9 protein-coding genes and 1 pseudogene are annotated in these 10,681 nt (G+C 59.1%); 4 read left to right on the forward strand and 6 right to left on the reverse strand.

Annotated features, from left to right (window positions below):
• Positions 1 to 475: 475 nt before the first annotated feature.
• The 3 genes from F8N49_RS20295 to F8N49_RS20305 all read right to left on the reverse strand — a co-directional run bounded on the left by F8N49_RS20295 (position 476) and on the right by F8N49_RS20305 (position 3,522).
• Positions 476 to 2,134, reverse strand: coding sequence for a cation acetate symporter (locus F8N49_RS20295; protein WP_016771015.1), 1,659 nt, complete (start codon positions 2,132 to 2,134; stop codon positions 476 to 478).
• Positions 2,131 to 2,442 (reverse strand): DUF485 domain-containing protein, encoded by a 312-nt coding sequence (locus F8N49_RS20300; protein WP_016771016.1) that lies wholly within the window; start codon positions 2,440 to 2,442, stop codon positions 2,131 to 2,133. Before F8N49_RS20300 ends, F8N49_RS20295 begins: the two co-directional genes overlap by 4 nt.
• A 228-nt stretch (positions 2,443 to 2,670) precedes the next feature.
• A complete protein-coding gene (locus F8N49_RS20305; protein ID WP_041479599.1) occupies positions 2,671 to 3,522 on the reverse strand; it encodes a glycine betaine ABC transporter substrate-binding protein in 852 nt (283 codons plus the stop codon).
• 297 nt (positions 3,523 to 3,819) lie between these two features.
• Between F8N49_RS20305 and F8N49_RS20315 the strand changes: the two genes are divergently transcribed.
• Positions 3,820 to 5,415, forward strand: a complete 1,596-nt coding sequence (locus F8N49_RS20315; protein ID WP_151552300.1) for a beta (1-6) glucans synthase — start codon at positions 3,820 to 3,822, stop codon at positions 5,413 to 5,415.
• 120 nt (positions 5,416 to 5,535) lie between these two features.
• Here F8N49_RS20315 and F8N49_RS20320 read toward each other — a convergent pair whose 3' ends face one another.
• Entirely contained in the window at positions 5,536 to 5,904 is a 369-nt protein-coding gene (locus F8N49_RS20320; protein WP_151552303.1) for a hypothetical protein, read from the reverse strand.
• Between the two features lie 224 nt (positions 5,905 to 6,128).
• Between F8N49_RS20320 and F8N49_RS20325 the strand changes: the two genes are divergently transcribed.
• The gene (locus F8N49_RS20325) at positions 6,129 to 7,427 is read left to right on the forward strand and encodes a serine protein kinase PrkA (protein WP_016771020.1); all 1,299 of its coding nucleotides are present in this window, start codon (positions 6,129 to 6,131) and stop codon (positions 7,425 to 7,427) included.
• Positions 7,420 to 8,208, forward strand: coding sequence for a VacJ family lipoprotein (locus tag F8N49_RS20330; RefSeq protein WP_024012144.1), 789 nt, complete (start codon positions 7,420 to 7,422; stop codon positions 8,206 to 8,208). Before F8N49_RS20325 ends, F8N49_RS20330 begins: the two co-directional genes overlap by 8 nt.
• Before the next feature lie 127 nt (positions 8,209 to 8,335).
• Here the strand turns inward: F8N49_RS20330 and F8N49_RS20340 are convergent, their stop codons facing one another.
• Complete coding sequence (locus F8N49_RS20340) at positions 8,336 to 9,250, reverse strand: DUF808 domain-containing protein (RefSeq protein WP_151552305.1); 915 nt, start codon at positions 9,248 to 9,250, stop codon at positions 8,336 to 8,338.
• Positions 9,251 to 9,385: 135 nt separating this feature from the next.
• Here F8N49_RS20340 and F8N49_RS20345 point away from each other — a divergent pair, with 135 nt between their 5' ends.
• Positions 9,386 to 9,991 (forward strand): TetR/AcrR family transcriptional regulator, encoded by a 606-nt coding sequence (locus F8N49_RS20345; RefSeq protein WP_151552307.1) that lies wholly within the window; start codon positions 9,386 to 9,388, stop codon positions 9,989 to 9,991.
• Positions 9,992 to 10,122: 131 nt separating this feature from the next.
• Here F8N49_RS20345 and F8N49_RS20350 read toward each other — a convergent pair.
• A pseudogene (locus F8N49_RS20350) lies at positions 10,123 to 10,578 on the reverse strand (transposase); the annotation flags it as partial.
• Positions 10,579 to 10,681 lie beyond the last annotated feature (103 nt).

Consider the following 10,681-nt stretch of genomic DNA (forward strand, 5'->3'; position numbering starts at 1 on the left):
GGGTGAGGGGCGAATCCACCGAAAATCTCAAGCCGTACGACGCTTCTAACCACTCAACAATGAGCGTTAGCTCGAGTGCTTTTGATCTTGATCCACGGGCGACGTCGGAAGGCTGAGCGGAGGGATTGATCCGGGCGTGGGAGCGCAGCGACCGTCTGGCGCAGCCAGACACAGCGGAAGGAGGTGCAGCGAAGCAAACCGGACCCGCTGCGCCAGGATCAGTCCCGGAGCGAAGGAACCCCGAGCCCCAGCGAGCGGGCCGAACGTAGGAGCTAGCGTTTTTTGCTTACTTTTTTAGGCGCTTGTAAAAAAGTAAGTCGCCGTAAGGGCGAAACCACCAGCCGCAGCACTGCAAAAAACGGATATACACCCAAAACCAACCGATAACCGCCCACAAAAAAAAACGCCCCAATCTCTCAATCAGGGCGTTTTCTTGAAGCTTGAAGCTTGCAGCTTGCAGCTTACAGCTGATCTCTTAGTGCGAAACCGCCCCACTCGCCCCCAACCCGGTCTGCGAACGCACAAACTGCGGGAAGAACAGCGCCCGCTCGTTATCCGCAGCCGCCGACTTGTCGGTAATCGAGAAGAACCAGATCCCGATGAACGCAATCATCATCGAGAACAGCGCCGGATATTCGTAAGGGAAGATCGCCTTCTCGTGATGCAGAATCTGCACCCAGATGGTCGGGCCGAGGATCATCAGACCAACAGCACTCACCAGACCCAGCCAGCCACCAATCATCGCGCCGCGAGTGGTCAGCTTCTTCCAGTACATCGAAAGCAGCAGCACAGGGAAGTTGCAGCTCGCCGCGATGGAGAACGCCAGGCCGACCATGAACGCAATGTTCTGGCTTTCGAACAGAATGCCCAGGCCAATCGCCAGCACCGCCAGGGCGATAGTGGTGATCTTCGACACGCGAATCTCATCCTTCTCGTTGGCTTTGCCCTTCTTGATCACACTGGCGTACAGGTCGTGAGAAACCGCCGAAGCACCCGCCAGCGTCAGGCCGGCTACCACAGCCAGAATGGTTGCGAACGCCACTGCCGAGATGAAGCCTAGGAAGATGCTGCCGCCCACCGCGTTGGCCAGGTGCACCGCCGCCATGTTGTTGCCGCCGAGCAAGGCGCCCGCTGCATCTTTGAAGGCCGGATTGGTGCTGACCAGCAGGATCGCGCCGAAGCCGATGATGAAGGTCAGGATGTAGAAGTAGCCAATGAAGCCGGTAGCGTACAGCACGCTCTTGCGCGCTTCTTTTGCGTCACTCACGGTGAAGAAGCGCATCAGAATGTGCGGCAGGCCAGCGGTACCGAACATCAGCGCCAGACCCAGCGAGAATGCCGAGATCGGATCCTTCACCAGACCGCCGGGACTCATGATTGCCTCACCCTTGGCGTGAACCTTGATCGCTTCGGAGAACAGCGTGTTGAAGTCGAAGCCCACGTGCTTCATTACCATCAGTGCCATGAACGAGGCACCGGACAGCAGCAACACTGCCTTGATGATCTGCACCCAAGTGGTCGCGAGCATGCCGCCGAACAGCACGTACATGCACATCAGCACGCCGACCAGAATCACCGCAACGTGGTAATCGAGGCCGAACAGCAGCTGGATCAGCTTGCCGGCACCGACCATTTGCGCGATCAGGTAGAACGCCACCACCACCAGCGAGCCGCAGGCGGACAGGGTGCGAATCTGGGTTTGCCCGAGGCGGTAGGACGCCACGTCGGCAAAGGTGTATTTACCCAAGTTGCGCAGGCGTTCGGCGATCAGGAACAGAATGATCGGCCAGCCCACGAGGAAGCCGATCGAGTAGATCAGGCCGTCGTAGCCGGAGGTGAACACCAGCGCGGAAATACCCAGGAAGGACGCCGCCGACATGTAGTCGCCAGCGATCGCCAGGCCGTTCTGGAAACCGGTGATCTTGCCGCCCGCCGCATAATAATCGGCGGCCGAATTATTTTTCTTCGAAGCCCAGTAGGTGATGTACAACGTCGCGCCGACGAAGGCCACGAACATCAGGATCGCCGGGATGTTCAGCGGCTGTTTGGCCACCTCCCCCGTCAACGCGTCAGCCGCCCAGACACTCGGCGCGAAAGCCGCAACACTCAATAGAGCCAGTAGACGCCGGATCATTGCTGAGCCTCCTTGAGAATCGCATTGTTCAGGTCGTCGAACTCGCCATTGGCGCGGCGCACGTAGATGCCGGTCAGGACGAAGGCTGAAATGATCAGGCCGACACCGATCGGGATGCCCCAGGTGATTGAGGATTCAGGACTGAGTTTCGCCCCGAGCACGTGCGGCCCGTATGCGATCAGCAGGATGAATGCGGAGTACAGCCCGAGCATGATTGCCGAGAGAATCCAGGCGAATCGTTCCCTTTTCTGAACCAGCTCCTTGAATCGGGGACTGTTTTGAATCGAGAGGTAAATGCTGTCGTTCATTGTTTTTATCCTCGCAGCACAAATTATTGTTGGAACGTAGCTAATGTATGCGGCTGCGAGAGAGGTTCCAGACGACCTTAGTAGTAGATGGCCATGATGTTCTGGCCATTTTCCGGACACCCAAAAACAACTGTGGGAGCGAGCTTGCTCGCGAAGGCGCCGTATCAGTCAACTGACAGAGCGCTTTCGCGAGCAAGCTCGCTCCAACAGAGTTCGGCGGTGAAGCTGTTATTTGGTCCAGTCAGCTACCCGATCCGGGTGTTTGGCCACCCAGTCCTTGGCCGCTGCATCAGGCTTGGCGCCGTCCTGAATCGCCAGCATGACCTCGCCGATTTCGTCTTTCGACGCCCACTGGAAGTTTTTCAGGAACTTGGCCACTTCCGGCGCCTTGGCGTCCAGGCCTTTGCTGCCGATGCTGTTCACGGTTTCAGCCTGGCCATACACGCCTTTCGGGTCGTCGAGGAAGCGCAGTTTCCACTTGGCGAACATCCAGTGCGGCACCCAACCGGTGACAGCGATGGATTCGTTCTTCTTCTCGGCGCGGGTCAGCTCGGCAATCATGCCGGCGCCGGAACTGGCCTTGAGGCTGTACTTGTCCAGACCGTAATCCTTGATCGCCTGATCGGTCTTGAGCATTACGCCTGAACCGGCGTCGATGCCGACAATGCGGTTTTTGAAGGTGTCGTCGGTTTTCAGATCTTCGATCGATTTAGCTTTGACGTACTCCGGCACAATCAGGCCGATCTTCGCGTCCTTGAAGTTCGGGCCGTAGTCGACGACCTGATCCTTGTTTTTCGTCCAGTAGTCACCGTGCGTCACGGGCAGCCAGGCCGAGAGCATCGCGTCGAGTTTGCCGGTGGCCACGCCCTGCCACATGATCCCGGTGGCGACGGCCTGCAGCTTCACGTCATAACCGAGTTTCTGTTTGATCACTTCGGCCGCCACGTGAGTGGTCGCGACGCTGTCGGACCAGCCGTCAACGTAACCGATGTTCAGGGTCTGTTTTTCAGCGTTGGCGAAAGTGGAACTCATCGCAAGCGCCAGAGCGGCACCTGCGCCTAAAAGTCGTCGCATCTTCATCGTTTACTTCCCCGAAATGCTGCGCCCGACGGATGCCGGGCATCGTCAACGTATTGTTATGGTGCACAGCGCCCCCATCACGCCGGACCTCACACACCGAACATCAGCCGATTTTTCAAAAAGGGTACTGATGGTTTGATCATCAACCTCAAGCGGCCGGCGACCTGCTCTGTCAGCGACCTCAAGGCAGCGAGAAACGACATCAGAAAGCCATTAATCAAGCGCGATTAATTGACGCCAGACAATCCGCCCGAACTTTGCATGTACAACGCCTGCAAGCCACCAGCCCTTCTATAAATGCAGGTAACATGCGTCGCTTTGCAGCCACTCGGCCTGACCATGTCCGCAACGTACCGATTTCCTTTTCTGCCTTATCTGTTCGCCTGCCTGCTCGGGCTCCTGGCCCTTGGCGGTTTCTGGTATGGCCTCGGCCAACCGGTGATCCTGCCGGACGCCGCGACGCCGACGCACAAGTTGCAATGCGCCTCCTACACACCGTTCGACAAAGACCAATCGCCGTTCGACGTGCCGTTCCAATTGCGCCCCGAGCGCATGGACGCCGACCTCGCGCTTCTGGCGACGCGCTTTGAATGCATCCGCACCTACTCGATGACCGGGCTCGAAGCCCTGCCCGATCTGGCGCGCAAGCACGGTCTGAAGTTGATGATCGGCGCCTGGGTCAACAGCAACCCGGTCGACACCGAGCAGGAAGTCGAGCTGCTGATCAAATCGGCCAATGCCAACCCCGACGTGGTCACAGCCGTAATCGTCGGCAACGAGGCACTGCTGCGCAAAGAGGTCACCGGCGCGCAACTGGCCCGGCTGATCAACAAGGTCAAAAGCCAGGTCAAGCAACCGGTGACCTACGCCGACGTCTGGGAATTCTGGCTCAAGCATCCGGAAATCGCCCCGGCCGTGGACTTTCTGACCATTCACCTGCTGCCGTACTGGGAAGACGATCCGTCGAACATCGACGTGGCGCTGCAGCATGTGGCGGATGTGCGTCAGGTGTTCGGCAACAAGTTCGCGCCCAAAGACGTGATGATTGGCGAAACCGGCTGGCCGAGCGAAGGCCGTCAGCGTGAAACAGCCGTACCGAGCCGGCTCAACGAGGCAAAATTCATTCGTGGCTTTGTGGCGATGGCCGAGCAGGAAGGCTGGCGTTACAACCTGATCGAAGCCTTCGATCAACCGTGGAAGCGCGGCAGTGAAGGCGCGGTCGGCGGCTACTGGGGCCTGTTCGATGCCGATCGGCAGGACAAAGGCGTACTCGCCGGGCCGGTGAGCAACGTGCCGTACTGGAAAGAATGGCTGGCGGTAGGCGGATTGATTTTCCTTGGCACGCTGATGCTTGGCGGTGCCGTCCGCACTACACGTTCGGCGCTTGTCCTGCCACTGCTGGGCGCCGTCGCTGCTTGCTCGATTGGCGCCTGGGGCGATCTGGCTCGATTGACCACGCGGTTTGCCGGGGAATGGCTGTGGGTTGGCTTGCTGACCGGTTTGAATCTATTGGTCCTTGCGCATGCCGCGCTGACGCTAAGCGCGCGTAGCGGTTGGCGCGCGCGAGCCTTCGATTTCCTCGAACGGCGCGCCGGCTGGCTGGTCGTGGCGGCCGGTTTTGCCGCCGCGGTGATAATGCTGGAGATGGTCTTCGATCCGCGCTATCGCAGTTTCGCCAGCATGGCGTTCGTCCTGCCGGCGCTGGTCTACCTGTGCCGCCCGGTGAGCGTGCCGCGTCGGGAGATTGCTCTGCTGACCTTTATCATCGGCGCCGGGATTGCACCGCAGTTGTATCAGGAAGGGATGCTGAATCAGCAGGCGTGGGGTTGGGCGCTGGTGAGTGGCTTGATGGTGGTGGCGTTGTGGCGATGCCTGCGGGTTCGCAAGGCCTGATTTCGGCGCTTTCGAAATCGCCATCGCTGGCAAGCCAGCTCCCACAGGATTTCTGCTGCACACAAATGTTGTGTTCACCTCAATCCCTGTGGGAGCGGGCTTGCCCGCGATGACTGACTGTCAGGCGCTGCGGGACTCGCGGACCAGGCGCAACCCGGCAATCACCACCGCAAACACCGCCAACGTCGTGTTGTACAACGCTAGCGCCGGCAGGCCGAACACCAGCGCCAGCACCGCCAGCCACCACCCTGCCCGTCCCGGCACGACAAACGCCAATACCGCAGCACCCACCGCCGCCCAGCCCAACCCCCTGAAATGGATCATCAGCCCCAGATTCGACCGCACCAGGCATTCCCAACGACTGGCCTCGTCAACACAGATGCCCACCCACTGCCCGTCTTCCATGAAGCCATAGCGCGCGGCATAACTGGCGGCCAGCCACAGCGGCAACAAAACAAGCAGCACAATCACGGGCAAGCGGCGGGACATGGAGCACTCCAATCTGCGGAAATCGGCGGCCAGCTTAATCTGCCGACCGGCATTCGCAAGCACTAACAACTGTTAACTGTTCAGCGAGCCCTTGCAACGTGTATCGTCCAGCTACTATTACCCCGAATTCCGCCTGTTTGGTGCCGCAGCATGGCACTTTGGCGCACGGCCGGTGGTCATAGCCTGCGAACTTCAATCGGCACCTTCCTCTAAGGGATCTAGTCATGCTCCGTTCCTTGCGCTTCGCCGCGCTGTTCAGCGGCCTTATCTTGAGTGCGTCCGCGCTGGCGGTGGATATCGACGCCGCCAGCTATGGCTACCCGCTGACCAACCCGTTCGAGGCGACGATCGCCACGACACCACCGGACCTGCGTCCGGAGCTGCCGCTGGACGACGACATCAATCAAACGGACCGCAGCCTCACCCTGCGCCCGGAGCGTGAATTCCAACTGCCGGACAATTTCTGGGCAGTGAAGAAGCTCACTTACCGCATCGCCACGCAGGACAAACCGGCGCCGCTGATCTTCCTGATCGCCGGCACCGGTGCGCGCTTTGACAGCACGCTCAACGAATACCTGAAAAAGCTGTATTACAAGGCCGGCTACCATGTCGTGCAGTTGTCGTCGCCGACCAGCTTCGACTTCATCAGCGCCGCCTCGCGTTTCGCCACCCCGGGCGTGACCAAGGAAGATGCCGAAGACATGTATCGGGTGATGCAGGCCGTGCGGGCGCAGAACCCGAAACTGCCGGTCACTGAGTACTATCTGACCGGTTACAGCCTCGGCGCCCTCGATGCCGCGTTCGTCGCGCATCTGGACGAAACGCGCCGCAGCTTCAACTTCAAGAAAGTCCTGCTGCTCAACCCGCCGGTGAACCTCTATACCTCGGTGACCAACCTCGACAAGCTGGTACAGACCGAGGTGAAAGGCATCAACAACAGCACCACGTTCTATGAACTGGTACTGAGCAAGCTGACCCGCTACTTCCAGCAGAAAGGCTACATCGACCTCAACGATGCGCTGCTGTATGACTTTCAGCAGTCCAAGCAACACTTGACCAACGAACAGATGGCCATGCTCATCGGCACGTCGTTCCGCTTTTCGGCAGCCGACATTGCCTATACCTCGGACCTGGTCAACCGTCGCGGTCTGATTACCCCGCCGAAATTCCCGATCACCGAAGGCACCAGCCTCACGCCGTTCCTCAAGCGTGCGCTGCAATGCGATTTCGACTGCTACATCACCGAGCAGGTCATTCCGATGTGGCGCGCGCGCACCGACGGCGGCAGCCTGCTGCAACTGATCGATCAGGTCAGCCTGTATGCGCTCAAGGATTACCTGCACGACAGCCCGAAAATCGCCGTCATGCACAACGCCGACGACGTCATCCTCGGCCCTGGCGACCTGGGCTTCCTGCGTAAAACCTTCGGTGATCGCCTGACCGTTTATCCACTGGGCGGCCACTGCGGCAACCTTAACTATCGCGTCAACAGCGACGCCATGCTGGAGTTCTTCCGTGGCTAAATATCTCCTGCTGATTGCAGCGTTCCTCTGTGCAGGCGTGGCCCAGGCCGACAACAGTAAAGCCGATGCCCCGGTAGTGGTCGACAGCGACGGCTTCAAGGAACCGCTGACCAAACTCAAGTTCAACCCGGGCCTGGACCAGCGCGAGTTCGAACGTTCGACGCTCAACGCGTTGAACGTCTATGACCCGCTGGAATCGTGGAACCGCCGGGTCTACCACTTCAACTACCGCTTCGACCAGTGGGTGTTCCTGCCGGTAGTCGATGGCTATCGCTACATCACCCCAAGCTTCGTGCGTACCGGGGTGAGCAACTTCTTCAACAACATTGGTGACGTGCCGAACCTGGTCAACAGCCTGTTGCAGTTCAAGGGCCAGCGCTCGATGGAAACCACCGCGCGCCTGCTGCTCAACACCACGATCGGCATCGCCGGCCTGTGGGACCCGGCCACCGCCATGGGCCTGCCGCGCCAGAACGAAGACTTCGGTCAGACCCTGGGCTTCTACGGCGTACCGGGCGGCGCCTACTTCGTACTGCCGATCTTCGGTCCGTCAAACATCCGCGACACCGCAGGTCTGGCCGTGGATTACACCGCCGACACTGCGATCAACTTCCTCAATGTCGCGGAAGTCAGCTCGAATCATCCGGAAGTCTGGGCCTTGCGTGCGATCGACAAGCGCTACCAGACCAGCTTCCGCTATGGTCAGATGAACTCGCCGTTCGAGTACGAGAAAGTGCGGTACGTGTACACCGAAGCGCGCAAGTTGCAGATTGCCGAGTAAATCGGCTGCCGCAAAACACTGTGGGAGCGAGCCTGCTCGCGAACGCGGAGTTTCAGTCAACATCGATATTGACTGAACTACCGCATTCGCGAGCATGCTCGCTCCCACATTTGTTATGTGTTGCTGATTAACCCTTCAGCGCTTTCCAGAGCTTGCCTACGACCGAAACCACCGCCAACACCGCTGCGCCAGCAATAATCCCCGCGACACCATTGAGCAGCATCGGCACGGCGAACCCGGCGCTCCCTGCCGCTGCGCCAACGCCTTCGATCCAGTGATGCAGCACCGGCACGCCGTGGGTGAGGATGCCGCCGCCGACCAGGAACATCGCCGCCGTGCCGACCACCGACAGGGTTTTCATCATGTACGGCGCGGCGCTGAGAATGCCGCCGCCGATCTTTTTCGCCATCTGCCCTGGCTTCTGTGTCAGCCACAGCCCCAGGTCGTCGAGCTTGACGATGCCCGCCACCAAACCGTAAACGCCCACGGTCATGACACTGGCGATGCCGGACATGACGACCACTTGCTGGGTCAGCGAGGCATCTGCCACGGTGCCGAGGGTGATCGCAATGATTTCTGCCGAGAGAATGAAGTCAGTGCGGATTGCGCCTTTGATCTTGTCCTTCTCAAACGCCACCAGATCGGTCGCCGGATCGGCCACTGCTTCGGTCAACTGCGTGTGCTCTGCCTCGTCTTCCTCTTTGCTGTGCAGAAATTTGTGCGCGAGCTTCTCGAAACCCTCGAAGCACAGGTACGCGCCGCCGACCATCAACAGTGGTGTCACCAGCCACGGTACGAAAGCGCTGATCGCCAATGCCGACGGCACAAGGATCAGTTTGTTGACGAACGAGCCCTTGGCCACCGCCCAGACCACGGGAATTTCCCGCTCGGCGCGCACGCCCGAAACCTGCTGGGCATTGAGCGCCAGATCATCACCGAGTACACCGGCGGTCTTCTTCGCGGCCATCTTGGTCATCAATGCAACGTCATCCAGAACGGTGGCGATGTCATCGATCAGCACCAGCAAACTGCTTCCTGCCATGAATCCTGTTTCCTTCTGTGTATGAATGTTGCCAAGCATAACGCGACCGCCGGCCACAGGCTGCATTGTTGAGCGCCGCTCAAGGCCGGTGCTACCATGCGCCACCGCCAGAACAGGCAAGGAACCACCGGGTTTATGAGCACAATCCGCGAGCGTAACAAAGAACTGATCCTGCGCGCCGCCAGCGAAGAGTTTGCCGACAAGGGCTTCGCGGCGACCAAAACCAGCGACATCGCCGCCAAGGCGGGATTGCCCAAGCCCAACGTCTACTACTACTTCAAATCCAAGGAAAACCTCTACCGCGAGGTGCTGGAAAGCATCATCGAGCCGATTCTGCAGGCCTCGACCCCGTTCAACCCGGACGGTGTGCCGAGCGAAGTGCTGAGCGGCTACATCCGCTCGAAGATCCGCATCTCCCGCGACCTGCCCTACGCCTCCAAGGTGTTCGCCAGCGAAATCATGCACGGCGCCCCGCACCTGAGCGCCGACCTGGTCGAGCAGCTCAACGCCCAGGCCAAACACAACATCGCCTGCATCCAGAGCTGGATCGACCGCAGCCAGATCGCCCCGATCGACCCCAACCACCTGATGTTCAGCATCTGGGCCGCGACCCAGACCTACGCCGACTTCGACTGGCAGATTTCCGCGGTGACCGGAAAAGACAAGCTGGATGAAGCCGATTATGAAGCGGCGGCGCAGACGATTATCCGGTTGGTGTTGAAGGGGTGTGAGCCGGACTGATACACCGAGGCGCGGCTATCGCTGGCAAGTCAGCTCCCACAGATTTATGGGTTGGATTCAGAATCAATAAACACCATGGAATCCTGTGGGAGCTGGCTTGCCAGCGATGGCGGCAACTCGATTTCATTTCTAATCCAAATGGTGTCCCACAACGGATAGTCGGCAATCGTATCTACCAGGCCCGCACGCAATGGGTTGGCCACAACATAACGCGCCATTTTCTCCAGATTCTCTTCCCTCCTCAGTGCCCGATCATGAAAACCGTGCTGCCAGAGCGGCCCGGTTCGACCTGTCGAAAGGTTAACCTCCCGCGTACTCAGTGATTTGGTTTCTCGCATCAACTTGCTGAGTGAGCAATTTTCAAGCTCAACGAGCCAATGAAAATGGTCGGGCATGACAACCCATGCCAATGATTTCGCCAACCCCAAGTCATGTGCACGACGAAATTGCGCAACGACCAGTCTGCCCAAAGCGAAATCAGCAAATACCGGCTCGCGATCCAGTGTGTTGGTGGTGAGAAGATAAATTCGATTCGGCTCTGCATAGCGGCCGATACGCAAGCGATGTGAAGCAGGAAAATCAGGCAATCCATTGCCCCTTTCATGATGTGTTCAGATGAAAGGCTAGACCTCAAAGCCAACTACATCGCGACAGTCTTTTTTCATGATGTGTCAGCCAGACCGCCATCGC

Origin of the sequence: Pseudomonas sp. GXM4 (genome assembly GCF_008923895.1) — a bacterium.
Taxonomy (GTDB): domain Bacteria; phylum Pseudomonadota; class Gammaproteobacteria; order Pseudomonadales; family Pseudomonadaceae; genus Aquipseudomonas; species Aquipseudomonas atacamensis.

Excerpts from the sequence above, each read along its gene's own strand:
- F8N49_RS20320 (WP_151552303.1), bottom strand. The coding sequence starts at position 5,904 with ATGTCCCGCCGCTTGCCCGTGATTGTGCTGCTTGTTTTGTTGCCGCTG.
- F8N49_RS20295 (WP_016771015.1), bottom strand. The coding sequence starts at position 2,134 with ATGATCCGGCGTCTACTGGCTCTATTGAGTGTTGCGGCTTTCGCGCCG.
- F8N49_RS20325 (WP_016771020.1), top strand. The coding sequence starts at position 6,129 with ATGCTCCGTTCCTTGCGCTTCGCCGCGCTGTTCAGCGGCCTTATCTTG.
- F8N49_RS20315 (WP_151552300.1), top strand. The coding sequence starts at position 3,820 with ATGCAGGTAACATGCGTCGCTTTGCAGCCACTCGGCCTGACCATGTCC.
- F8N49_RS20345 (WP_151552307.1), top strand. The coding sequence starts at position 9,386 with ATGAGCACAATCCGCGAGCGTAACAAAGAACTGATCCTGCGCGCCGCC.
- F8N49_RS20305 (WP_041479599.1), bottom strand. The coding sequence starts at position 3,522 with ATGAAGATGCGACGACTTTTAGGCGCAGGTGCCGCTCTGGCGCTTGCG.
- F8N49_RS20300 (WP_016771016.1), bottom strand. The coding sequence starts at position 2,442 with ATGAACGACAGCATTTACCTCTCGATTCAAAACAGTCCCCGATTCAAG.
- F8N49_RS20340 (WP_151552305.1), bottom strand. The coding sequence starts at position 9,250 with ATGGCAGGAAGCAGTTTGCTGGTGCTGATCGATGACATCGCCACCGTT.